The organism is Micromonospora sp. M71_S20 (genome assembly GCF_003664255.1).
In the GTDB taxonomy this organism is placed as follows: Bacteria; Actinomycetota; Actinomycetes; order Mycobacteriales; family Micromonosporaceae; genus Micromonospora.
This window is the reverse complement of record NZ_RCCV01000001.1, coordinates 1,307,288-1,329,397: the sequence shown is the minus strand read 5'-3', so window position 1 is coordinate 1,329,397 and position 22,110 is coordinate 1,307,288. Positions and strand designations below refer to the sequence as shown.

Below are 22,110 nucleotides of genomic sequence, written 5' to 3'. Positions count from 1 at the left end.
TAGTCGGTTTGGAGATAATGCCTGGTCAGCTGACTACGTAGCGTGAGCGCGTCATTCGGAGTGCCTCGGTGGCGCGTGCACCGCCCGTCGTGACGCGGGCCTTCGCCGGCCGGGGCGACAGACAGGAGAGTCAGATGTCAGCTCAGGCAACAGCCCGCCGGCTCGGCCCCCGCGCGCTTAGGATCGCCGTCGGCCTCGCCGTGGCGGTGGTAGTGGTCGTCCCCGCCACTCCCGCCTCGGCCGCCGTCCCCGGCCTCGTGCGCATCGCCGTGACGAGCGCCAGCGACTCGACCGACTTCCGCAGCGTCACGGCGACCTGCCCGGTGGGCAAGGTGCTGACCGGGACGGGCTACGAACTCAACGGAGCGACCGGCGAGGCGGTGGTCGACGACCTGCGCCCCAACGGCGGCCCGGCCGCCGCGCCGACCGCCGTCACCGTCGGGGCGTACGAGGCGGAGGCGTTCGCGGGCAACTGGTCCCTCACCGCGTACGCCATCTGCGCCAACCCGCTCGCGGGCCTGGTGCGGGTCCTGGCGACCACCGCCAGCGACTCGAACGACTTCCGCAGCGTCACGGCCGCCTGCCCGGTGGGCAAGGTGCTGACCGGGACGGGCTACGAGCTCAACGGCGTCATGGGCGAGGGCGTCGTCGACGACTTCCGGCCCAACGGCGGCCCGGCCGCCGCGCCGACCTCGGTCTTCGTGGGCGCGTACGAGGCCGACGCCTTCGCCGGCAACTGGTCCGCGACGGCGTACGCGATCTGCGCCAACCCCCTCGCCGGCCTGGTCCGCGCCTCCGCGGTGAGCCCCAGTGACTCGAACGACTTCCACAGCGTCGCCGCGGCCTGCCCGTTCGGGAAGGTGCTGACCGGATCCGGCTACGAGCTCAACGGCATCATGGGGGAGGGCGTCGTCGACGACTTCCGCCCCAACGGCGGCCCGGCCGCCGCGCCGGCCACCGTCACCTCCGGCGCGTACGAGGAGGACACCTTCACCGGCAACTGGACCAACACCGCGTACGCCATCTGCGCGACGGCGTAGTCACCACGCACCGGCCGGTGGTGCCGCCCCGACCCGGGGGCGGTGCCACCGGCCGGCCCTGCACGGTCGGCGCGCCTCAGGCGAACGTGTCGCCGAACTCGCGTACGCCGTCCACGTCGAGGGTGATCCGGCTGTTGTCGGTCCACCGGCCGGTGGCGGCGCGCCAGCTCGGGTCGTCGCGTTCGTCGATGTCGGTCCAGCCGTGCCGGTGGTGGCGCAGCTGGATCGGCCCGGACGACGCGCCCGGGGCCAGGACGCCCTCGATGAAGGTCAGCTCCACCCAGCCGGGGACCGGCGTGCCCGGCAGCGGGTACCGGGTCGGCGTCGGGGTGGGCGTCGGCGGACCGCCGGGCGGCAGGGGCGGCGGGAAGTACGTCATGCTGCGGCGGATCCTGTCGCAGCCCAGCGCCGCCCAGTCGCAGTTCAGCACGAGGGAGGTGTTGCCGCCCTCGAACACCAGGTGGTAGCGCACCCGCACGGTGGCCAGGTCGAGCGGCGCGGTGCCGGTGTTGGTGACCTGGAGGACGTGCTGGATCTGGTTGTCCGTCGGTGACCAGTCGAGGTTGAGGTAGCTGACCTTCGCCCGTCCGTACGCCGTGCGGACACCGGTGACGGGGGAGGGTTCGGAGTAGCCGCCGAGGGTGTAGGCGCTGACGACGAGCCGGTACTCGCTGCCCGGCGCCAGGTTGGTCAGCGTCAGGGTGGTGCCGGTCGTGCTGCCGAGGCTTCGGTAGACGTACGGGCCCAGCTGCGCCCGCACCTCGTACGTGATCGGTTCCTCGCCGGCCGGCTCGCCCACCCAGGTCGAGGGCGTCCAGGAGAGGGTGAGGTGGTGGGGCTCGTCGACCACGACGACGGGGCTGCCGGGCGTGGTGAGCGCCGGGGTGTCGTCCGCCCGTGCGGCGCCGACGGCGAAGGAGCTCAGCAGCGCGGCGAGGACGGCGGCGATGGTGACGCGACGGGCACGCATGACGGGGATGCTACGAGCATTGATGGACGCTTATCAATCGTTAGGCGCGCATCCGACCCGGCGGGCGCGGCGGCGGCCGACAGCACATCGACCGGGATTCCGCCGCCGTCGATCACCGGCGGCGGTGTCGGTTCACCGATAGCGGAGCGCCCCTCCTGATCTACGTCTGTCGATAGCGTGTCGTGATACAGGCCGTCCATGAAAGGCGGACCATGAACAATTCCCACACCTCACTGTCCCGGCGCCGGATCCTGCTCGGCGCCGCCGCGGCCTCGGCGGTCACCGTCACCGGGGCGGCCGCCGCCCACGCCGCGCCATCCACCGCAGCACCCGCCGGGGAGGCGCCCCCGGCGCGGGGGGCCCGGCATCTCGTCGTCCGGGACCGGATAGCGGGCGCCCGGCTCGCCGGCGGCCCGGCCCGCTTCCAGGCGGACCTCCACGAACGCCTCGACGCCTGGCTGGCCTTCTGGTCGGCCAACTCGCCCCGGGTCTGGAGCACACCCGTGGAGGTCGAGGGCCGGGTCGGCGCCGGCGGCGACACGTTCACCCTGCACGCCATCCGGGTCACCCGCGACGACGAGACGCGGGACGCCTTCGCCGCCGGGCGGTCCGACGCCGCCCACCTGGCCACCCTCGCCAGCCTGCACCATCACTTCCCGGCGGTGCGCGTCGAGGCCGACGGCGCACTGCGGGTGGCCGACGGCCCCGCCGGCTGGAGCGGCTCGGGCGAGCAGGTGGCGTTCGCGGTCACCGCCTGCCGCGAGCTGTGGGGGCTGCGCACGGCCGACCCGACGAACTGGCGGGAGCACGTCAGCCGGGCCGGGCACGCGATCGACCCCGCCTCCCGCTCCGGCTGGGCGGCGTTCACCAGAGCGAGTCTGCGGCGCGGGCTGCGGACCGAATCGTACTGACCACCGGAGGTAGGACATGGCACGCAGCGAATTCCGTTTCGTCGTCGACGGCGTCGACCTGACCACCGAACAGCAGAGCCTGATCGCGAGCGAGATCCAGAAGGCGGGCCTCAACGCCCTCTCCGTCTCCGGCAGCAGACTGACCACCCCGCTCGCCGTCGGGCACGCCAACCTCAAGCTCCGCCCCGAGTGGTACGGCATGTGGGTCATCGACGGCCCGTTCGCCCAGGAACTCGGCCAGAAGATCAACGACATCGGCTTCTGGATGCAGCGGTGACGGACGCCGCCCACCGGCCGGACCCGCCGGAGCGGATGTGCCCGAGCACCCCCGCGGCCAACGCCACGGTGTTCCTCGGCATGATCACTCCGGCGGGGCGGGTCGCCTACGTGACGCCCCCGCTGCCGGCCGAGGTCGCCCTCGCCCAGGCCGGCACGGACACTCCGGTCGAGTCGCGCTACCGGCTGGCCGGCCCGTGCGTGACCGCGAAGTGCGGCTTCTGGACGGGCGAGCACTGCGGCCTGGGCGAGCGGGTGGCGGCGTCCTTCCAGGAGGCCGCCGGTCCGGCGGAGGAAGACCTGCCCCGCTGCGCGATCCGCCGGACCTGCCGGTGGTACGCCGAGCAGGGCCGTGCCGCCTGCGCCGCCTGTTCCCACGTGGTCACCGACGCCCGCTGAACCCCGGCCTGACGGCGTCGTTCCCTCTCCGGAGGATCGCGCCGCCCGCCGGGTAAAGGGCTCGCGATGTCCCACCGTTCCGCTACGGTCTGTGCGTCATGGATCCGCGGTACGACGAGGACGTCATCGGGCGGGAGCATCCCGCGGGTCTGCTGCGCGCCGAGATCGACCGGGTCACCACCAGCCACGGCGGTCTGGTCCTCGTCGCCGGGGAACCCGGCATCGGCAAGACGACGCTGGTCACGGCGGCGGCCGGCGAGGCCCGACGGCGGGGCGCGCTGGTGCTCGGCGCCGCCTGCTGGCACTCCGACAGCGCGCCCGGCTACTGGCCCTGGGTGCAGGTGCTGCGCGGCCTGCGCCGCTCGGCCGACGACTGGGCGCTGGCCCGGGAGTCGGCCGAGCCGGCCCTGGCGGCGCTGCTCGGCGAGGCGACGGGTGGCACCGCCGGGGAGCCGGCGAACGGCGACGCCGGGGCGGTCGACGGCGATGCCGGGGCGGTCGACGGCGCCACCGGCGAGCCGGCCGGCCGGCCGACCGGTGACGACGGCGTCGACCAGGAGGAGTTCGCGCTGCACGACGCGGTGACCACCGCGCTGGTCGCGGTGTCCCAGCGCCGGCCGGTCGTGGTCGTGCTCGACGACCTGCACTGGGCCGACCCCGCCTCGATGCGGCTGCTGCGCTTCGCCGCCCAGCACACCTGGTTCGAGCGGCTGCTGCTGATCGGCACCTACCGCGACGCCGAGGTCGAGTCCCCCGACCACCCGCTGCGCGGGCTGCTGATGCCGCTGGTGGCGAAGGCGACCACGCTCACCCTCACCGGCCTGTCCCGCGACGAGGTGGCCGCGCTGATGACCCGCGCGGCCGGCCGGGCGCCGGACGCCGGTCTCCTCGACGAGGCGCACCGGCGCACCGGTGGCAACCCGTTCTTCGTGGAGCAGACCGCCCGGATCTGGCGTGCCGACGGCCGGATCGGCACGATCCCCCCGGGCGTACGGGAGGCGGTGCGGGGCCGTCTCGCCCAGTTGCCGGCGGCGGTCGTCGAGGCGCTCACCGCCGCCGCCGTGCTGGGCCGGGAGTTCCACCGTCCCGTCCTCGCCGCCTGCGCGGGCACGCCGGCGGCGCAGGTCGACCGGCTGCTCGACCGGGCGGTGACCGCCCGGCTCGTGGTGTCCCGTGGCGGCGGCCGGTTCGCCTTCGTCCACGACCTCGTGCGGGAGACCCTCTACGACGCGCTGCCCGACGACGACCGGCGCTCCCGGCACGCGGCGGTCGTCCGGGCCGTCGACGGCGCACCGGCGCTCGCCGAGCGGCTGATCCCTGCCGACCTGGCCCGGCACGCCCACCTCGCCGGCGCCCACCTCGACCCGGCTCGCGCCGCCGAGCTGCTGGTCGCCGCGGCCCGCGCCGCGGCCGGTCGGCTGGCCGTGGACGAGTCGGTGGTCCACTTCCGCCGGGCGCTCGAGGTCGCCGACGACCCGACCCGACGCGTGAAGATCATGATCGAGCTGGGTGAACTGCTGCACCACACGGGCGCGGGCGACGAGGCCCGGCGGCTGCTAGCCGAGGCCGCCACGCTGGCCGTGGCGGCCGACGACCCGGTGGTGCTGGCCCGGGTCGCCCTCGTCGTGCACCGCCGCCACGCCGACGGCCCCGGGCGGCTCGCCGACCCGGAGGGCGTGCTGCGGGAGGCGCACCAGCGGTTGATCGGCGAGTCCGCGGGCGCCGTCCCGGTCAGCACGATCGTCACCGACCTGATCGCCGCCACGGAATCCCTGGCCCGGCGCGGGCACGACGACGAGGCGCTCACCTTCAGCCTGTGGGCCCGCCACGACACCACCTGGGGGCTCGGCTCGGCCCGCGACCGGGCCGCGATCACCGCCGAGATCCGCGACGTGGCGCGCCGCGGTGGCGACCGGGAGACCGTGCTCTGGGCGACCGCGCTGCGCTGGGTCGCCCTGCTGGAGCTGGGCGACCCCCGCTACCACGACGAGTTCACCACCTTCGCCGCCGGGGCCCGCCAGGGCGACGCCCGGCACCGGGCGGCCGCCACGATGGACGACGCCATCATCGCGGCCTTCCGTGGCGACTTCGCCCGGGCCGACGAACTGGTTGACGAGCTGACCGGCCTCAGCGAGTGGGACCACTCCGACTTCGCCTTCATGGGCCACCACCTGCGCTGGTCCCGGCTGCACCTGCAGGGGCGGCCCGACGAGGTCGACGCCCTCCTCGACGAGCTGTCCTCGACCGGCTACCCCCACCCGGAACTCCTCCGTGGCGTCACCGCGGCCGAGCGCGGCGACGTCGAGGCGGCTCTTCGGGTGGCCACCGGCATCGAGGCCGCCGGCACGACGTACCCGGGATCGGTGTCGCCGCTGTGGCTGCGGCTGCGCGCGGGGGTCGCCGCCGCGAGCCGCGACCCCCGGCGCTGCGCCGAGGCCCGGGACGCGCTGCGACCGCACCGCGGGCAGTGGATGTCGGCGATGTTCGGCTGCGACCTCAGCGGCCCCGTCGACCACTGGCTGGCCCTCGTCGACGCCGCGCAGGAACGCTGGGACGACGCGGTGGCCGGGTTCTCGGCCGCCCGCGACGCCGCCGACCGGCTGGGCGCCCGCCCGTGGTCGGTCCTGGCCCGCGCCGCGCTGGCCGACGCGCTGACCGGTCGGGACCGTCCGGGCGACGCGGCGGCCGCCGCCGCGCTGCGCGTCACCACCGCCCGCGACGCCACCGACCTCGGCATGGACCGGACGGCCCGTCGCCTGGCCGGCGGGCCGCCGACGGGGGCCGAGGCGTCGGCCGCCGGCCGGCCGGGGGCCGTCGCCGCGCCCGCCGGTCCGCAGCCGGCGTCGGCCGGCGCTCCGGTCGCCGGCCCGGCACGGGCCGTCGCCGCCGGGTCGGCCGGTCCGCAGGCGGCGGTGACCGGGTCGCACGCCGCGCGGGCGGTCGCCGCCGGGCCGCACCCGTCCGCCGTGGGGGAGCAGCCGGACCAGGCGTACGGGTTCCGCCGCGACGGGCCGGTCTGGCAGCTCACCTACGCCGGCGTGGTGGTGCACCTGCCCGACGTGAAAGGGCTGCGCGACCTGCACGTGCTGCTGAGCCGGCCGGGCGTCGACGTCCCGGCGGTCGAGTTGCTCGACCCGGCCGCCGGGCCGGAACTGGTCGCGGCCCGCCGGATGGGCGGCGACCCGGTCCTCGACGACGAGGCCAAGGCCCGCTACCGGCGGCACCTCGAACGGCTCGACGACGAGATCGACCGGGCCGCCGAGCGCGGCGACGGGCGGAGGTTGGCCGACCTCGACGCCGAGCGCGGCGCCCTGCTCGCCGAGCTGCGCGCCGCCGCCGGACTGGCCGGCCGCAGCCGACGCCTCGGCGACGAGGCCGAGCGGGCCCGCAAGACGGTCACCGCCCGCATCCGGGACGCGCTGCGCAAGCTCGACCAGCGCCACCCGGGCCTCGCCGCCCACCTGCGCGACACCGTCTCCACGGGCAGCACCTGCCGCTACCTCCCGCCCGGGCCACTGCCCTGGCGCCTCTAACCCCCGGGCACCGGTCGACCGCCGGCATCGAGAGCCGGTAAACCCCGCAGCCCCCCGCGGTGTCTTGCTGACTGAGAGAGCGGGAGGGGCCAGATGCGAGATGCGCATGGCGCGGAGTTCGACGACTTCGTCCGTACCCGGTCCGTGGCGATGTTGCGGGTGGCCTACCTGCTGACCGGCGATCGACACGCGGCGGAGGACCTGCTTCAGGAGGTACTGGAGCAGGTGTACGTGCGCTGGCGCCGGGTGCGCACCTCCCCGGAGGCGTACGCCCGGCGGGCCCTGGTCAACCGGTCGATCAACCGGTGGCGGCGGCGGGCCCGGCGGCCGGAGCAGGCGTTGGGCGACAACGACGGGGTCGCCCGGGACCACGCCGACGACATCGCGCTGCGCCAGGCGGTCGTCGCGGCGCTGCGTACCCTGCCGCCCCGGCAGCGCGCCGCCGTCGTGCTCCGCTACCTGGAGGACCTGTCGGTCGCCGACGTGGCCGGGGCGCTGCGCTGCTCCGAGGGCACCGTGAAGAGCCACGCCTCCCGGGGCCTCGCCCACCTCCGGGAGGCGGTGGCCGGGTCACATCTCGTCCTGTCCGTCCCGACCGACACCAGGAGTGCGCGATGACCATCGAAGAGACCGACGTGCGGGGCGTCCTGCGTCGGGTGACCGACGACCTCGTCGGCCCGCCGACCCTGCTCGACGACGTGCGACGGGGTGGGCGTCGCCGGTTGCTGCGGCGTCGAGCCGTCCTGGCCGCGCTGTGCGCGGCCGTGGTGGCGGTACCCGTCGGCGGTGCGCTCCACCTCGCCGACGACGGGGCGGCGGTGGAGGTCGCCTCGCCGCTGCTCGACGAACCCGCCCGCGGCGACCTGGCCGGCGACGAGGCGTATCTGCGACAGGTTCGCGAGGCGTGGCGGCATCGGGCGAGGCAACTCGGGAGCGGCCTCCGGGGCGATCCGCACGTGGTCTGGGCGGGAGACACGCCGGCCGGGCCCGCCGCCTACGTCGCGCACCGGACCGAAAGCAACCCGGTGGTGTCCAGCCCGGACGGCGCCCGCCAGATCGGCCTGGCCGCGTTCGTCGAGCCCACCGCCGCCGGACCGCGGGTCATGACGACCGAGACACTCGTGGACTCCGGCACGGACGGCAACTCACAGGCCGTGCTGCTCGGGCCGCGCCGCGACGTGCTGGTCGTGCTCGACGCCGGACACCCGGTGGAGTTCTCACCGACACTCCGGTACGCCGCCGACGGCCGGATCGAGCGCACCTTCCAGCCGGTGGCCTTCCGGGACGGGGCCGCCGTGCTGTCGGTGCCGCCGCAGCGCGACAGGGTGACCGTCGCCCTTTCCCGGACGCCAGTCAGCATGGCGAACGTCGTCCACATCACCAATGCGGCGGAAATCCTCTTCAACGGGAAGGACAGTACGTCGCCGCGACAGCTCACCTACACGTTGCCCGGCGCGGACCGGGTGTGGGGCGACGCCCCCGCCGCGCAGGTCGGCAGGGACCCTTTCGAGACGGAGGCGCTCGCCGCCCACGTCGATCCCGGCGGCACCCACCGGGAGGGGGAGTCTCCCCGCCTGACCGTCTACGGAGCGACCCCCGACGGCCGGCAGCTGCTGCTCCAGACCGTCCAGTACAACGACGACCCCGCCCGCGCGATCGCACTGCTCGCCCACAGCGGGGCGCCCTTCCATCCGGTGGCCAGTGGGTTCATCGACTGGACCACGCCGCTGCCGGTGCGGCTGCGGCTGCCGGACGGGCAGGGCGTCCTCGTCGCCACCGAGGGCGCGGCGCTGAGCTACCGGATCGGCGCCGGGCGGTGGCACGACGCCGGGCGTGGCGCGGCGCTGCTTCCCGCCGACGCCACCGAGGTACGCGTCACCGCCGCCGGCGGCACGGTGACCAACGTCCGGGTCGACTCCTAACCGGCCACCGAACGACGACGGGCACCGCCACCTGAGTGGCGGTGCCCGTCGTCGGCAGGATCAGCGGCGGTTGTAGCGGTGCATCGTGAGCGTGCCGAATACGACCAGGAAGCCGGCGCTCCACACCAGCGTCCACATCGTGGCCGACGCGTCCCAGCCGCCCGACATCACCGCGCGCACCGAGGCCACCAGCTGCGAGATCGGGTTGACCTTGACGAATGCCTGGAGCCAGCCGGGCATCGTGCCAGGGTCGACGAACACGTTGCTGAGGAACGTCAGCGGGAAGAGCACCATCATGCTCACGCCCATCACGGACTTCTCGCTGCGCAGGACGAGGCCGAAGAACGTCCAGACCCAGGAGAACGCGAACGAGAAGATCACCAGCAGGCCGATCCCGGCCAGCACGCCGGGCAGCCCGCCGTCGGGCCGGAAGCCCAGCACCAGCCCGACGCCGAGGATGACCACGGCCGCCAGCACGTACCGCAGCACGTCACCGAAGATCATGCCGACCAGCGGGGCGGGCCGCCAGACCGACAGCGTCCGGAACCGGTCGAAGACGCCCTTCTCGATGTCGGTGTTCAGCCCGACGCCGGTGTACATGGTGATCATCACGACGCTCGTCACCATGATGCCGGGCAGGAAGAACTGGAGGTAGTCGCGCGGGCTGTCGGCGAGGGCACCGCCGAACAGGTACGTGAACATCAGCACCATGATGATCGGGAACGCCGTCACGTCGAACAGCTGCTCCGGCACGTGCTTGATCTTCAGCAGCGCGCGCCAGCCGAACGTCAGCGACGCCGACAGCGCGTGGGGTCGGGGCGGTCGCGCGCCCGGCGCGAGGACGGTGGCCAGCGCCTCCGCCGACGGTACGTAGACGGACGGGGCGCGCCCGGTCGTGGTGGCGTTGGTCATCGGGCTGCCTCCAGCTGGTCGTCCCGCTCGTCGGCCGCGACGGCGGGGTGGTCGGTCAGGGCCAGGAAGACCTCGTCCAGGCTCGGCTGACCGAGGGAGAAGTCGTCGACGAGGATGCCGGCGCGGGCCAGGTCCCCGAGCGCGCGGGCCGCCTGCTCGCTGGCGTCGAGGTCGCTGCCGTCGCCGCCGACCCGCGCGGTCAGCGCGACCGGATCGGGTGCGAGCTGCACCGGCACGCCGAGGGCCGCCCGGAGCAGCCTCTCCGCCTCCGGCCGCTGGCCCGGGTCGCGCAACCGCAGGTGGACGGTGCCGGAGCCGACCGAGGACTTCAACTCGCCCGGGGTGCCCTCCGCGATCACCCGGCCGTGGTCCACCACCGCGATGCGGCCGGCGAGCTGGTCGGCCTCGTCCAGGTACTGCGTGGTCAGCAGCACCGTCGTGCCGTGCGCCACGACGGCCCGGACGATCTCCCACACCTGGTTGCGGCTGCGCGGGTCCAGGCCCGTCGTCGGCTCGTCGAGGAACAGCAGGTCGGGGGTGTTGAGGATGCTCGCCGCGATGTCGATGCGCCGCCGCATGCCGCCCGAGTACTTCTTGACCTGCCGGTCGCCCGCCTCGGTCAGGCCGAACGCGGCGAGCATGCCCTCCGCGCGCGCCCGGGCGGCCGGCTTTCCGTGCCCGAGCAGGCGGGCGAGGAGCATCAGGTTCTCCAACCCGGTCAGGTCCTCGTCCACGGAGGCGTACTGGCCGGTCAGGCTCATCCGTGCGCGTACGGCGTCGGCCTCGGTGACGACGTCGTGCCCGAAGACGCGGGCCCGTCCGCCGTCGGGGCGCAGCAGCGTCGCCAGCACCCGTACCGCCGTGGTCTTGCCGGCGCCGTTGGGCCCGAGCAGCCCGTAGACGGTGCCGGCGGGGACCTGGAGATCAATGCCGGCGAGCGCCCGGGTGGCCCCGAACGATCGGGTCAGGCCCTCGGCCTCGATGGCCAGGCCGGTGGTGCGTGTCATGCTCCCTACCTTCCTCATGTGTCACACGTTCAGGAGACGTACGGGCGCGCGGCGCGACCGTCGCGCAGGGCCAGGCCCCACCAGTGGAGCTGGTCGAGCAGGACGTCGGCGGCGCGTTCGCACCGGTCGGCCGTCGGGGGTGACGGCGCGCCGTCGAGCAGGTCGACGCCGACGACATCGCGCATCGTGACCGCGTGCAGTGCGGTGAAGACCGTCCGGAGCTGGTCGACAGCGTGCAGGCCAATGGAACCGCACCCGTACGACACGAAGCCGACCGGTTTGGCCTGCCACTCGTCGTACGCGTGGTCGATCGCCTGTTTCAACGAGCCCGGGAAGCTGTGGTTGTACTCGGGGGTGACCACGACGAACGCCTCCGCCCGCGCGACCTGCGCGACGAACGACCGGACGGCGGGAGTCGGCTCGGCCGGACAGCCCGCGGGGAGGTCGTGCTCGGCGAGGTCGACGACCGTCACCGCCAGCTCGTCGCGCCGCCGTGCCCGGTCGACGAACCAGCGGCCGATCCGGTCGCCCGCCCGTCCCTCCCGGGTGCTGCCGATGATCACGGCGAGGCCCAGCGGCGTCATGGCTCCCCCTCCCGGCTCCGGTTCCACCCGTCAGGCGCGAGACGGCGGCCAGCGCCCCGCCAGATCGGAACTGGCGGGGCGCGATGTCGGCGGCGGGTGCTTCCATGGGCGTCGGAGGAAGGGGTGGCTCATGACCGACGTGCGGATCGAGCCGTGGTGCGGGGACGACCTCGACCTGCTGCGGCGGCTCAACGCGCCCGAGATCCGGGAGCACACGGGCGGCCCGGAGACCGACGCGCAGGTCGTCGCCCGGCACGAGCGCTACGTGCGGTTCGGCGGCACCGGGCAGGGGTGCATGTACTCCGTCGTGCTGCCCGACGGCAGCAGGGTGGGCAGCGTCGGCTACTGGGAACGCGAGTGGCACGACCAGCGGGTCTACGAGCTGGGCTGGGCCGTGCTGCCGGGGCACCAGGGCAGGGGGCTGGCCACCGCCGCCGTCCGGGCCGCGGTGGCCGTCGTGCGCGCCCGGCGCAACCATCGCTGGGCGCACGCCTACCCGTCGGTCGACAACGCGCCGTCGAACGCGGTCTGCCGCAAGGCCGGCTTCACCCTGCTCGGCGAGACCGAGTTCGAATACCCGCCCGGTCGCCTCATGCGCGCCAACGACTGGCGCCTCGACCTGGCGGCCTGACCGGAGCCCGGCTCATCCCCGGGGGCCGGGCCGTGGCGTACCCCTGACCGCCTTCCCACCGGTGCTCCCCGGCTCAGGCCGGCTCGTCGAAGAGCACCGGCCAGGGGCGAGGCGCCGGCCCGGGCGGCGGTGCCGGGGGCGCCGAGCCGTCGGCGAGCACCTCCGCCGCGAGCTGCCCGAACATCGGCGCGGCCGGGTGCGCGGCCCGGCGCGGCCACGCCGCCGAGGTGCGCCGGACCAGCGGCGACCCGGCGATCGGCCGCCAGGCGATCCGGGGCTCCCGGCGCGCCGTCGCCGCCGGCTCGACGGCGACGCCGCCGCCCGCCAGCACCAACCCGAAGAGGAACTCCGGGTTCCGCGCCGGGCGGACCCGCCCCGGCGTGAACCCGTGCCGGCGGCAGACCTCCAGCAGGTGGTCGTGCCAGCCGGGCGCGGTGGCCCGGGGCGCGGTCACCAGGTCCAGTCCGGCCAGCGCCGCCAGCTCGACCTCCCGGGCCCGGGCCAGCGCCGAGGCGCGCGGCAGCAGCACCCCCAGCGGTACGTCGACGGCGGCGCCGAGGCGCAGCCCGTCGTCGGTGACGGGGTGGTGGAGCAGGCCGACGTCCAGCCGTCCCTCGCCGAGCATCCGCTCCTGCTCGCCGCTGGTCAGCTCGTGCAGGTCCACGTCGAGCCCGGGGGCGCGCCCGGCCAGCCGGTCGAGCAGCTCGCGCAGGGTGACCGCGGGGGTCTCCGGCGGCACCCCCGCCCGGAGCACTCCCGACACCCCGTCGCGCACCTGCCGCATCAGGTTGCGCAGCCGACCCTCCCCGGCGAGCAGTTCCTCGGCCTCGCCGAGGAGCAACTGGCCGGCGGCGGTCAGCCGCACCTGCCGCCGGGAGCGGTCGAACAACTCGACCGCCAGCTCCCGCTCCAGGCGTTGCACCGACTGGCTCAGCGGCGGCTGGGCCATGCCGAGCAGCTCGGCGGCCCGCCCGAAGTGCAGCTCGTCGGCGACCACCACGAAGTGCCGCAGGTGCCGGAGCAGGTCCACGGCCGGACCCTACGCCAGTGCCCCGACGCCGGCCGGGGGCGGCGGCTACCGTGCCCAGGTGGCGACGGAGCACATCGGCGAGATCTTCGAACGGATCGGGGTCACCGGCTGCCTGCACGTGGTCGACCTCGACGCGGTCGACGACGGCGGGCCCGAGGGCGCGGGAGCCGGGCGGCCCGACGGCGCGGGGCCGGGCGGATTGGAATCAGGCTGGCGGGAGGTGGCGGTACGGGCGGACGAGCAGGTGGTGATCGCCTCGATCTTCAAGGTGCTGCTGGTGCTGGAGTTCGCCCGGCAGGTCGTCGCCGGCCAGCTCGATCCCCGGGAACGGGTCCTCGTCACCGCCGACGACCGGCTCGGCGGATGGGGGATCGCCGGCTGCGCCGACGACGCCGAGGTGTCGCTGCGGGACCTGGCCTACTTCGCCATGTCGGTCAGCGACAACACCGCCGCCGACCTGCTGCTGCGCCGGGTCGGGGCGGACGTGCTGCCGATGCTCGCCGCCGAGCTGGGGCTGCCGCGGACCCGGATCGTCGGCGGCCCCCGGCACCTGGTCGAGACGATGCTCGCCGACGTCGGCGCGCGTACCGAGGCGGACTTCGCCCGGATCTTCCCCACCCTGCCGCCCGAGCGGGTCCGCGCGATGCGGATGTTCGACCCCGCGCACACCACGTCGAGCACCGCCCGGGAGATCACCCGGCTGCTCGGCCTGATCTGGCGCGACGAGGCCGGCCCGCCCGAGGCGTGCGCGATGGTCCGGGGCTGGATGGCCCGGCAAATCTTCTGGACCCGGCTGGCCGCCGGCTTCCCGCCCGGCGTGCGGGTGGCCGGCAAGACCGGCAGCCTGCCGGGTCTGCACCTGGAGGCCGGCGTGGCCGAGTACCCCGACGGCGGGCGGTACGCCATCGCCGTCTTCGTCCGCGCCACGCAGCTCGCCACCCGCCGCATCGACGTGGACCTGGCGATGGGCCAGGCCGCCCGAGCCGCCGTCGAGGTGCTGCGCGCCGGCTGAGTCTTCCGGCCGCGCGCGGCGTCGACAGCCCCGCTGAGCTGGTCCGATATGCGCCGGGATATCGACCGTGTCGGGCATGGATCTTGGACCTGACGGGGGTCGTGCTGATTGGCTCGGTGCCGACCGATCAGCACCACGACGGGGAGAGTTCCGCATGCCCAACCTCGACCGCCGCCGCTTCCTGCGCGACGCCGCCGCCAGCACCGCGCTGGTCACCACCGGCGGGCTCGCCGGCACCGCACTCACCGCGCCGGCGCACGCCGCGCCGGTCGCCGCCGCCCCGGCCGGCCGCAGCAGCGGCCCGGTCAGCTTCCGCTGGTGGGGTACGTCGGCCTGGCGCGTCGACGTCGGCGACCGGACCGTCCTGGTCGACCCCTTCCTCAGCCGGATCGACACGGGGCTGTTCAGGGGCGCCTTCGACCAGGCCAAGAAGCTGGAGGTCCGCACCGACGTCGTGGACTCCCTGGTGGACCGGGCCGAGACGGTGCTCGTCACGCACACCCACTGGGACCACTACATGGACGTGCCGCACATCGCCGGCCGCACCGGCGCCCGGGTCGTCGGCACGCTGACCGCCTACCACCTCGGGCTGGCGTACGGGCTGCCGTCGGGGCAGCTCAGCCCGGTGCGGGGCGGGGAGGTGCTGGACTTCGGCGCCTACACCGTGGAGGTGGTCGGCTCCCTGCACAGCCGCAACAGGTCGTACTCGATGGCCTTCCCCGGCGTCCGGGTCAGCCCGCCGGCGAAGCCGGGGACCATCGCCGACCTGCCCGAGGGCGACACCCTCGCCTACCAGCTGCGGGTGGCCGGCGGCCCGTCGGTCTTCTTCATGGGCGCCAGCGACTTCGACCAGCGGAACCTGACCGGGCTGGCCCCCGACGTGGCCATGGTGGCGCTGCCGAGCAGCACCGCCACCGCCGACTACGCCGAGCGGCTGCTCGACGCGCTGGACCGGCCGAAGATCGTGGTGCCGGTGCACTTCGACAACTTCGAGACCGAGCTGCGCAACCCCGTGCCCGTCGCGCCGACGGACCGGGAGCGGCTGGACGCGCTCCTCGCCGCCGTCCGCCGGGTCTCCCCGCGCAGCCGGGTCATCGTGCCCGAGTACCACACCGCGTACCACTTCTGAGCGACGGCACGACGGGCCGCGGGCAGAAGCCCGCGGCCCGTCGTCGCGTTCCGGTCCGCTGCCGAGGCGGGACCGGACGCCGGGGGCTCAGCTCGTCGACATCTCGGCGAGGGCCCGCACCGAGCGCCAGTTGCGGGTGGTCGCCACCACGCCGAGCTTCTTCTCCAGGTGGTTGTTGGTGAACTTCGACCGGCCGTAGCCGCCGTCGGGATAGTGCAGGTAGACCTCGCGACCGGCGACCGTGAACGCCAGGTTCTCGCCGCCGGGCACGGCCAGGGCGTCCACGGCGGACCGGCCGGGCGCGGTCGCGAGGAAGACCACCAGCAGCCGCGTCGGGTCGTCCTCCCGGTCGGCGTACGGGTTGCCGCCGGCCACCGCCGCGAGTTCCCGGCCGCTGCGCACCAGCACCGGCACCGTCAGCCCCAGTTCGTCGGCGATGGCCCGCTCGATGCCCCGCGCCAGCGCGTCGGCGTCGCGCACCGTGCTCCCGAAGACCACGTTCCCGCTCTGCAGGTACGTCCTCACGTCGTCGTGGCCGAGGCCGGTGACCAGCCGGCGCAGGTCGGCCATGGCGACCTTCGCGCCGCCGACGTTGACCCCGCGCAGCAGCGCGACCCACCTGTCCACCCGACCTCCTCGACCCGCGGTACGGGTCAGCCTAGGGGTCGGTCGCGTCGCTCGCGGCCATCGACGCCGGGGCGGGACGGGCCGCCCACGACGCCGTGCTGGAGCGACGCGTCCGTGATCCGTACCATCAGTGCTCGACAGCGGCGCCCGCCACGGGTGCCGCGAGCGGAGCGGGACCACCGACCACCGGCATGCGGGCTCATGCCGGTCGACCGGCGTGCGACCGTCTCCGCGAGAACCTCGCCCAGCGGTCCGCGCGCATCCATCCGTACCGGAAGGACACCGCTATGCGCGCTGCATGGACGCGCCGTCACCGCCTCCTGCCGGGGCTGTTGGCCCTGGCTTGCCTCGCCACCGTCGCCGTGGCCGCCGCCGTTCCGCTGACCACCCCGCCCGCCCGCGCCGCCGACCCCGTCCTGGTGCTCGACGCCACCTTCGAGGACGGCACCACCCAGGGCTTCCGGTCCCGGGCCGGTGAGACCGTCGCGGTCAGCACCGCCGTCGCCCACGGCGGTACCCACAGCCTGCTCGCCTCCGGCCGTACCGCGAGCTGGCAGGGCCCCGCCCTCGACCTGCTCGACGAGATGGTCAAGGGAACCCGCTACACGCTGACGGTGTGGGTGCGGCTCGCCGCCGGCCAGTCGCCCGGCCAGGTCCGGCTCAGCGTGCAACGCGACTCCGGCGGCACCTCCGCCTACGACCAGGTGGTGGGTGACACCGCGGTCACCGCCGACGCCTGGGTCCGCCTCAGCGGCACGTACGTGCTCGCGCACGACGTGGACGGGCTGTCGGCGTACGTGGAGACCGCCAGCGGCACCGCCGACCTGCACATCGACGACTTCACCATGGCGTACCAGCCGACCAGGCCGGTGCAGACCGACATCCCGGCCCTGCGCGAGGTGCTGGCCGCCGACTTTCCGATCGGGGCGGCGATCGGCAACCGGCAGATCATCGGCGACCAGGCGGTCCTGCTGCGCCGGCACTTCGACACGGTGACCCCCGGCAACGCGCTCAAGTGGGACGCCACCCAGCCGACCGAGGGCGCCTTCCGGTGGGCCGACGCCGACACGCAGGTCGGTTTCGCCACCGACAACGGCCTGGCGGTACGCGGACACACGCTCGTCTGGCACCAGCAGACCCCGGCCTGGGTCTTCACCGACACCGACGGCACCCCGCTGACCTCGGACCCGGCGGACAAGGCCCTGCTGCTGTCCCGGCTGGAGGCGCACATCCGCGCGGTCGTCGGCCGCTACGGCGACGCGATCGGGGTGTGGGACGTCGCCAACGAGGTGATCGACGAGAACCAGTCCGACGGGCTGCGGCGCAGCCGCTGGTACGAGATCAGCGGGCTGGACTACCTGCGGACCGCGTTCCGGGTGGCCCGGGAGGTCGCGCCGACGGCCGAGCTCTACATCAACGACTACAACACCAACGTGCCGGCCAAGCGCGACAAGCTGCGTGACCTGGTGAGTCGACTGCGCGCCGAAGGGGTGCCGATCGACGGCGTCGGGCACCAGATGCACGTCAACGTCCAGTGGCCGTCGATCGCCGAGACCGAGGCGATGCTCCGGGCGTTCATCCCGCTCGGCGTGGAGCAGCAGGTCACCGAGATGGACGTCAGCATCTACGTCGACAACGGCGAGTCCTTCCCCACCCCGCCGGCCGACCGGCTGCTGACCCAGGCGTACCGGTACCGGGACCTGTTCGCCCTGTACCGCCGCTACGCCGACGAGCTGACCTCGGTGACCCTGTGGGGGCTGGCGGACGACGACACCTGGCTGGACACCTTCCCGGTGGCCCGCAAGGACGCGCCGCTGCTGTTCGACACGGAACTCCAGGCCAAGTCGGCGTACTGGGGGATCGTCGACCCGACCCGGATCAACCCGACCCCGACGCCGACCGTCTCCCCGACGGCCAGCCCGACGGTTTCCCCGACGGTCACGCCGACCGCGGGGACGGACTCCTGCCGGGCGGCGTACACCGTCACCAACCAGTGGCCGGGCGGCTTCCAGGCGAGCCTCAAGGTCACCAACACCGGGGTGCGGGCGCGCGACGGCTGGACGGTGCGCTGGCGGTTCCCGGACGGGCAGCTGATCAGCCAGCTCTGGAACGGCACGGTCCGGCAAAACGGCCCGGACGTGACGATCACCCCCACGTCCTGGAACTCCGCCCTGCCCGCCGGCGGGACGGTCGAGTTCGGCTTCCTCGGCAGCTGGTCCACGAGCAACAGCCGCCCGGTCGGCTTCACCCTCGACGGGCTGGCCTGCACGACCGGCTGACCCACCGGGATGGCCGGGCCGGGCAGGCCCGGCCATCGCCGTCTCCGGTGCCCGGCCATCGCGGCGGAGCCGGGCCGGGACCCTGCGGGTGCCGAGGACGCCGGCGCTCGTCGGCACCGAGGCGAGCCTCCTCGCCGGGACGGGCGTCCGCTCTGCTCCGGCATCAGAGCCGGCGGATGGCGGCGGAGGCGAGGCGGAAGCCGATGGTGCGGTCGACGATGCGGGCGACCAGGTCCGCCTTCCGCAGCCCGGCGACGCCGCGCAGCTCCAGGCTCGCGGCGAGCACCCGCAGGTCGCGGGCGGTCCAGCCGGAGAGGTACGCCGTACCGTCGTCGCGCCGGGACATGGTCGCCAGCGCGGCCCGGGCCGCCACCGGGTCCGGCGCGGGCGCCGCCCGCCGGGCTGCCGGGCGCGCGGGGACGACGCCCCGGCCGGCGGGTGCGGTGGCCGGGAGGACCAGGTCGGCGGGTGCGGTGGCCGGGCGCCCGACGGGGGCGAGCCGGTCGGCGGGTGCGGTGGCCGGGCGCCCGGCGGAGGTGGTCCGGTCGGCCGGTGGGTCGGGTGGGGCCGGGTCGACCGGCACCACCGCGAGCCGGGCCCGCCCCTCCGCCAGGGCGGCGAGGTCGGCGGCGTTCAGCCCTCGGAGCAGCGCGGTCACCAGGTCGGCGACGTCGCGGGTCGGGTCGGTCACGCCCCGACCCGCTCGGGCTGGAGGTGGTCGAGGAACTCGGTGGCGAGCTGACGCAGCTCGTCGCGGACCGCCGGGGTGGCGATCCGGTCGCGGAGCACCACGGGCACGCCGCGCGGGGTGTTCGTGGCGAACGCGGTGACGTTCTCCCGCAGGGGGGTGGGGAAGACCGGCAGGCCGAGCGCCCGCACCTGGTCCATGTAGCCCTGGTGTGCGGCGATCGGCCGCTGCGCCATGAGCTGGATCATCGTGAACACCACGCCGGCGACGTCGGGGGCGACCTTGTGGTGCCGGCGGGTGGTGGCGAACCGGCGGGCGTCGGCGTTGTACTGGTCGACCAGCTCCCGGACGTTGCCGTGCAGGTAGTCGATGCCCAACGTGGACAGGTAGTCGGCCTTCGCCGGGATGAGCAGGTGGTCGCTGGCGATGATGGCCGACTGGGTGACCACGTTGAAGTTCGGCGGGCAGTCGATCAGCACCATGTCGTAGCCGCCGAGCGCGTCGTCGTGCAGCCCCTCGGCCAGGGAGCCGCGCACCCGGAACAGCTCGGCGTCGTACTCGTCGCCGTCGGCCACGGCCCGGGCCAGCGCCAGGTCGATGTCGACGAGCTGGAGGTGGGACGCGATCAGGTCGAGCCGGCCCGTGCCGCTGAGTCGCGCGTTCGCCGGGCCGGGGGAGACGACCAGCTCGCCCAGCGTCGTCGCGGGGGTGTCCCCGCGCAGGCCGTCGTACCAGCGCTTCACCGTCCGGCCGTCGCGCAGCCGGTCCCGCCAGTCGTCCGGGTCGTAGAAGCCGAAGGTGAGGCTGGCCTGCGGATCGAGGTCGATGAGCAGCACCTTCATCCCGCGGTTGGCCAGCTCGGCACCGAGGTTGGCGGTGACGGTGGTCTTGCCGACCCCGCCCTTGTAGTTGATCACCGACACGACGTACACCGGCACCTCCCCAGACCGGGAACGGTAGCGGGCCGGCGGACCGGCGCGGCACCCGCTCCGGCGGTCCGCCTTTGCACGTAACTACGTAAGTTCGTATTATCGAGCAATGACGGAGATCGAGGAACGGCTGAGCACGCTGGAGGCGCAGGTCGCCGCGCTGACGGAGCGCCTCGGAGCGGGACCGCCCCCGGCCGAGGCACCCCCGGCGACCGGCGACGTCTTCTGGGCCCTCGACGGGCTGAAGCAGCGGATCCCGTCCGACGGCGGCGGCGCGGTGCTCTACACCGGCACCGTCCGCCTCGACGACCAGCACTACGACTGGCAGTACGGCCGCACGGTCGACGACGTGCTCGCGGGCGACTGGACGGAGCTGGCCGGCGTGCTGACCGCCCTGGCGCATCCGGTGCGGCTGCGCCTGCTGCGCGAGATCCTCGGCGGCCGGCACGGCACCGGCGAGCTGGCCGAGATCGAGGGCCTGGGCACCACCGGCCAACTGCACCACCACCTGCGCCAGCTCACCGCCGCCGGCTGGCTGCGCAGCGCCGGCCGGGGTCACTACGCCGTCCCGGCCGAACGGGTCGTGCCGCTGCTGGCCATCCTCACCGCCGCCCGCCGCTGACCCACCCCGACGGAGGGAGCACCATGCGCAAGCCAACCGTCCTCACCCTGGTCGTCGGTCTCGTCGCCGCGGTCGCGGCCGTCGGGATCATGCCGCGCGCACCCCGGCTGACCGGGCAGAGCACCGGCGACACCGCGCTGGCCGCCGACGTCCGCGCGGCGGTGCCCGACCCCGAGGGGCACCGCGGCCTCGCCGTCGCCGTGCTCGAGAACGGCCAGGTCCGGACCGCCGGCCTGGGCGAGCGCGACGCGGCGGGCCGACCGGTGGAACCGGGCACCCCCTTCGAGATCGGCTCGATCACCAAGGCGATGACCGGGATGCTCCTCGCCCGGCAGGCCGCGACCGGCGCGGTACGCCCCGACGAGCCGGTCGGCACCGTGCTGCCCGCGCTCACGGGGCCCGCCCGCGAGGCCACCCTCGCCGAGCTGGCCAGCCACCGCTCCGGCCTGCCCCGCCTCGCGGTCACCTCGGCCGGGGACCTGGTCGGCACCTGGTGGGCGAACGTCACCGGCGGCAACCCCTACGCCGGTCGGGACGCCCGGTGGCTGCTCGACGCCGCCGGCGGGGAGGAGCCCGGCGACGGGCGCGGGCAGGTCCACTACTCGAACCTCGGCGTGGCGCTGCTCGGGCAGGCGCTCGCCACCCGGGCCGGCACGTCGTACCCGGAACTGCTCGACCGTGAGCTGCTGCGACCGCTCGGCATGACGGCGACCGTGGTGGCGACCGACGCCGGCGCCCTGCCGCCCGGGCGTGCCGAGGGCTCCACGGCCGGCGGCCGCGCAGTCGACGCCTGGGTCGGCGGCGGCTACGCGCCGGCCGGAGTCGGTCCCTGGTCGACCGCCGAGGATCTGGCCCGGCTGCTCGGCGCGACGCTCGCCGGCACCGCCCCCGGCGCCGACGCGGCCACCCCGCGCTTCACCGAGGACGACCGCAACCGGGTCGGCTACGGCTGGTTCACCACCCGGTACGGCGACCGCGAGATCGTCTGGCACAACGGCGCCACCGGCGGCTTCCACGCCTACCTGGGCTTCGAGCGGGCCACCGGGCGCGGCGTGGTGGTGCTCGGCAACACCGACAAGGGCGTCGAGTCGATCGGGCTGCGGCTGCTCGGCCTGCCGGCGCGGGACGCCGACGGCGACGGCCCGCCGCTGCCCGTCTGGATCGGCGCCGGGCTCGCGGTGGTCCTCACCTTCCTCGGCGGGCTGAGCCTGCTCGGCGCCACCCGCCGGGCCCCCGACCGGCTGACCCTGGCGCCCGCCGTCGCCTGGGCGGTGCTCTACCTCGCCCTGGGCCACCGGCTGGGCGACTGGTCGGTGGTGCCCGGCTGGTTCTGGCCGGTCGGCGCCGGCCTCTCGGCGGCCGGGATCGTCCTGGCCGCGTACCGCTGGCGGGGGCTGCCCCCGCTGGCCGGCGCCCCGCCCTGGCGGCGACTGACGTCGGCGACGTTCTCCGCCCTCCTGGCAGCCCTCGCCCTAGCGATCCTCACCCCCTGACCCCACCCCCACCCCCTCCCCCACCCCCTCCCCCACCCCCACCCCCACCCCCTCCCCCCACCCCACCCCGGTGATCATGAGGTTGGCGGGGGGAAATGCCGGAATCCGCGCCGCCA

Annotated in this window: 21 protein-coding genes; 13 read left to right on the top strand and 8 right to left on the bottom strand. The window is 74.9% G+C overall.

Annotated features, from left to right (window positions below; all coding sequences use genetic code 11):
- Positions 1-134: 134 nt before the first annotated feature.
- Positions 135-1,040 (top strand): hypothetical protein, encoded by a 906-nt coding sequence (locus tag DER29_RS05870; RefSeq protein ID WP_148709983.1) that lies wholly within the window; start codon positions 135-137, stop codon positions 1,038-1,040.
- Between the two features lie 76 nt (positions 1,041-1,116).
- On the opposite strand, the gene DER29_RS05865 is transcribed toward DER29_RS05870, so the two are convergent.
- On the bottom strand, positions 1,117-2,010 hold the full coding sequence (locus DER29_RS05865; RefSeq protein ID WP_121396399.1) for a cellulose binding domain-containing protein: 894 nt from the start codon (positions 2,008-2,010) through the stop codon (positions 1,117-1,119).
- A gap of 212 nt (positions 2,011-2,222) precedes the next feature.
- Here DER29_RS05865 and DER29_RS05860 point away from each other — a divergent pair, with 212 nt between their 5' ends.
- The 6 genes from DER29_RS05860 (at position 2,223) to DER29_RS05835 (ending at position 9,051) form a co-directional block, all read left to right on the top strand.
- Positions 2,223-2,921: a hypothetical protein gene (locus tag DER29_RS05860; RefSeq protein ID WP_121396398.1), complete on the top strand. Its 699-nt coding sequence runs from the start codon at positions 2,223-2,225 to the stop codon at positions 2,919-2,921.
- A gap of 16 nt (positions 2,922-2,937) precedes the next feature.
- Complete coding sequence (locus DER29_RS05855) at positions 2,938-3,198, top strand: hypothetical protein (RefSeq protein ID WP_121396397.1); 261 nt, start codon at positions 2,938-2,940, stop codon at positions 3,196-3,198.
- A complete protein-coding gene (locus DER29_RS05850) occupies positions 3,195-3,596 on the top strand; it encodes a hypothetical protein (protein ID WP_121396396.1) in 402 nt (133 codons plus the stop codon). Before DER29_RS05855 ends, DER29_RS05850 begins: the two co-directional genes overlap by 4 nt.
- 98 nt (positions 3,597-3,694) lie before the next feature.
- Entirely contained in the window at positions 3,695-7,129 is a 3,435-nt protein-coding gene (locus DER29_RS05845) for an AAA family ATPase (protein WP_121396395.1), read from the top strand.
- Between the two features lie 93 nt (positions 7,130-7,222).
- Positions 7,223-7,747 carry a SigE family RNA polymerase sigma factor gene (locus DER29_RS05840; RefSeq protein WP_121396394.1) on the top strand — a complete coding sequence of 175 codons (525 nt, stop codon included), beginning with the start codon at positions 7,223-7,225 and terminating at the stop codon, positions 7,745-7,747.
- On the top strand, positions 7,744-9,051 hold the full coding sequence (locus DER29_RS05835; RefSeq protein WP_121396393.1) for a hypothetical protein: 1,308 nt from the start codon (positions 7,744-7,746) through the stop codon (positions 9,049-9,051). The genes DER29_RS05840 and DER29_RS05835 overlap by 4 nt, the downstream gene beginning before the upstream one ends.
- Before the next feature lie 60 nt (positions 9,052-9,111).
- Here DER29_RS05835 and DER29_RS05830 read toward each other — a convergent pair whose 3' ends face one another.
- The 3 genes from DER29_RS05830 to DER29_RS05820 are packed head-to-tail and all read right to left on the bottom strand — an operon-like array spanning position 9,112 to position 11,554.
- The gene (locus DER29_RS05830; RefSeq protein WP_121396392.1) at positions 9,112-9,963 is read right to left on the bottom strand and encodes an ABC transporter permease; all 852 of its coding nucleotides are present in this window, start codon (positions 9,961-9,963) and stop codon (positions 9,112-9,114) included.
- Positions 9,960-10,970, bottom strand: coding sequence for an ATP-binding cassette domain-containing protein (locus DER29_RS05825; protein ID WP_121396391.1), 1,011 nt, complete (start codon positions 10,968-10,970; stop codon positions 9,960-9,962). The genes DER29_RS05830 and DER29_RS05825 overlap by 4 nt, the downstream gene beginning before the upstream one ends.
- 29 nt (positions 10,971-10,999) lie before the next feature.
- On the bottom strand, positions 11,000-11,554 hold the full coding sequence (locus DER29_RS05820) for an NADPH-dependent FMN reductase (RefSeq protein ID WP_121396390.1): 555 nt from the start codon (positions 11,552-11,554) through the stop codon (positions 11,000-11,002).
- Between the two features lie 130 nt (positions 11,555-11,684).
- On the opposite strand from DER29_RS05820, the gene DER29_RS05815 reads away from it, so the two are divergent.
- Positions 11,685-12,185: a GNAT family N-acetyltransferase gene (locus tag DER29_RS05815; RefSeq protein WP_121396389.1), complete on the top strand. Its 501-nt coding sequence runs from the start codon at positions 11,685-11,687 to the stop codon at positions 12,183-12,185.
- Positions 12,186-12,258: 73 nt separating this feature from the next.
- Here DER29_RS05815 and DER29_RS05810 read toward each other — a convergent pair whose 3' ends face one another.
- Entirely contained in the window at positions 12,259-13,215 is a 957-nt protein-coding gene (locus tag DER29_RS05810; RefSeq protein WP_121399035.1) for a LysR family transcriptional regulator, read from the bottom strand.
- 58 nt (positions 13,216-13,273) lie between these two features.
- On the opposite strand from DER29_RS05810, the gene DER29_RS05805 reads away from it, so the two are divergent.
- Both DER29_RS05805 and DER29_RS05800 read left to right on the top strand, forming a co-directional pair.
- Positions 13,274-14,227: a serine hydrolase gene (locus DER29_RS05805; RefSeq protein WP_233599651.1), complete on the top strand. Its 954-nt coding sequence runs from the start codon at positions 13,274-13,276 to the stop codon at positions 14,225-14,227.
- Between the two features lie 154 nt (positions 14,228-14,381).
- Positions 14,382-15,356: an MBL fold metallo-hydrolase gene (locus DER29_RS05800; protein ID WP_121396387.1), complete on the top strand. Its 975-nt coding sequence runs from the start codon at positions 14,382-14,384 to the stop codon at positions 15,354-15,356.
- An 87-nt stretch (positions 15,357-15,443) separates the two neighbouring features.
- Here DER29_RS05800 and DER29_RS05795 read toward each other — a convergent pair whose 3' ends face one another.
- Positions 15,444-15,983 carry a DUF1697 domain-containing protein gene (locus DER29_RS05795; protein ID WP_121396386.1) on the bottom strand — a complete coding sequence of 180 codons (540 nt, stop codon included), beginning with the start codon at positions 15,981-15,983 and terminating at the stop codon, positions 15,444-15,446.
- Positions 15,984-16,270: 287 nt separating this feature from the next.
- On the opposite strand from DER29_RS05795, the gene DER29_RS05790 reads away from it, so the two are divergent.
- Positions 16,271-18,262: an endo-1,4-beta-xylanase gene (locus tag DER29_RS05790; RefSeq protein ID WP_121396385.1), complete on the top strand. Its 1,992-nt coding sequence runs from the start codon at positions 16,271-16,273 to the stop codon at positions 18,260-18,262.
- Positions 18,263-18,425: 163 nt separating this feature from the next.
- Here DER29_RS05790 and DER29_RS05785 read toward each other — a convergent pair whose 3' ends face one another.
- Positions 18,426-18,953: a Rho termination factor N-terminal domain-containing protein gene (locus DER29_RS05785; RefSeq protein WP_121396384.1), complete on the bottom strand. Its 528-nt coding sequence runs from the start codon at positions 18,951-18,953 to the stop codon at positions 18,426-18,428.
- A complete protein-coding gene (locus tag DER29_RS05780; RefSeq protein ID WP_121396383.1) occupies positions 18,950-19,882 on the bottom strand; it encodes a ParA family protein in 933 nt (310 codons plus the stop codon). Before DER29_RS05780 ends, DER29_RS05785 begins: the two co-directional genes overlap by 4 nt.
- Before the next feature lie 106 nt (positions 19,883-19,988).
- Between DER29_RS05780 and DER29_RS05775 the strand changes: the two genes are divergently transcribed.
- Both DER29_RS05775 and DER29_RS05770 read left to right on the top strand, forming a co-directional pair.
- Complete coding sequence (locus tag DER29_RS05775; RefSeq protein WP_121396382.1) at positions 19,989-20,501, top strand: helix-turn-helix transcriptional regulator; 513 nt, start codon at positions 19,989-19,991, stop codon at positions 20,499-20,501.
- Between the two features lie 23 nt (positions 20,502-20,524).
- Entirely contained in the window at positions 20,525-21,994 is a 1,470-nt protein-coding gene (locus DER29_RS05770; RefSeq protein ID WP_121396381.1) for a serine hydrolase, read from the top strand.
- Positions 21,995-22,110: the final 116 nt, after the last annotated feature.

What these genes read in the sequence shown, in the direction of transcription:
- DER29_RS05870 (WP_148709983.1), top strand. Translation starts at nt 135, where the DNA reads ATGTCAGCTCAGGCAACAGCCCGCCGGCTCGGCCCCCGCGCGCTTAGG.
- DER29_RS05865 (WP_121396399.1), bottom strand. Translation starts at nt 2,010, where the DNA reads ATGCGTGCCCGTCGCGTCACCATCGCCGCCGTCCTCGCCGCGCTGCTG.
- DER29_RS05860 (WP_121396398.1), top strand. Translation starts at nt 2,223, where the DNA reads ATGAACAATTCCCACACCTCACTGTCCCGGCGCCGGATCCTGCTCGGC.
- DER29_RS05855 (WP_121396397.1), top strand. Translation starts at nt 2,938, where the DNA reads ATGGCACGCAGCGAATTCCGTTTCGTCGTCGACGGCGTCGACCTGACC.
- DER29_RS05845 (WP_121396395.1), top strand. Translation starts at nt 3,695, where the DNA reads ATGGATCCGCGGTACGACGAGGACGTCATCGGGCGGGAGCATCCCGCG.
- DER29_RS05840 (WP_121396394.1), top strand. Translation starts at nt 7,223, where the DNA reads ATGCGAGATGCGCATGGCGCGGAGTTCGACGACTTCGTCCGTACCCGG.
- DER29_RS05835 (WP_121396393.1), top strand. Translation starts at nt 7,744, where the DNA reads ATGACCATCGAAGAGACCGACGTGCGGGGCGTCCTGCGTCGGGTGACC.
- DER29_RS05830 (WP_121396392.1), bottom strand. Translation starts at nt 9,963, where the DNA reads ATGACCAACGCCACCACGACCGGGCGCGCCCCGTCCGTCTACGTACCG.
- DER29_RS05825 (WP_121396391.1), bottom strand. Translation starts at nt 10,970, where the DNA reads ATGACACGCACCACCGGCCTGGCCATCGAGGCCGAGGGCCTGACCCGA.
- DER29_RS05820 (WP_121396390.1), bottom strand. Translation starts at nt 11,554, where the DNA reads ATGACGCCGCTGGGCCTCGCCGTGATCATCGGCAGCACCCGGGAGGGA.
- DER29_RS05815 (WP_121396389.1), top strand. Translation starts at nt 11,685, where the DNA reads ATGACCGACGTGCGGATCGAGCCGTGGTGCGGGGACGACCTCGACCTG.
- DER29_RS05800 (WP_121396387.1), top strand. Translation starts at nt 14,382, where the DNA reads ATGCCCAACCTCGACCGCCGCCGCTTCCTGCGCGACGCCGCCGCCAGC.
- DER29_RS05790 (WP_121396385.1), top strand. Translation starts at nt 16,271, where the DNA reads ATGCGCGCTGCATGGACGCGCCGTCACCGCCTCCTGCCGGGGCTGTTG.
- DER29_RS05775 (WP_121396382.1), top strand. Translation starts at nt 19,989, where the DNA reads ATGACGGAGATCGAGGAACGGCTGAGCACGCTGGAGGCGCAGGTCGCC.
- DER29_RS05770 (WP_121396381.1), top strand. Translation starts at nt 20,525, where the DNA reads ATGCGCAAGCCAACCGTCCTCACCCTGGTCGTCGGTCTCGTCGCCGCG.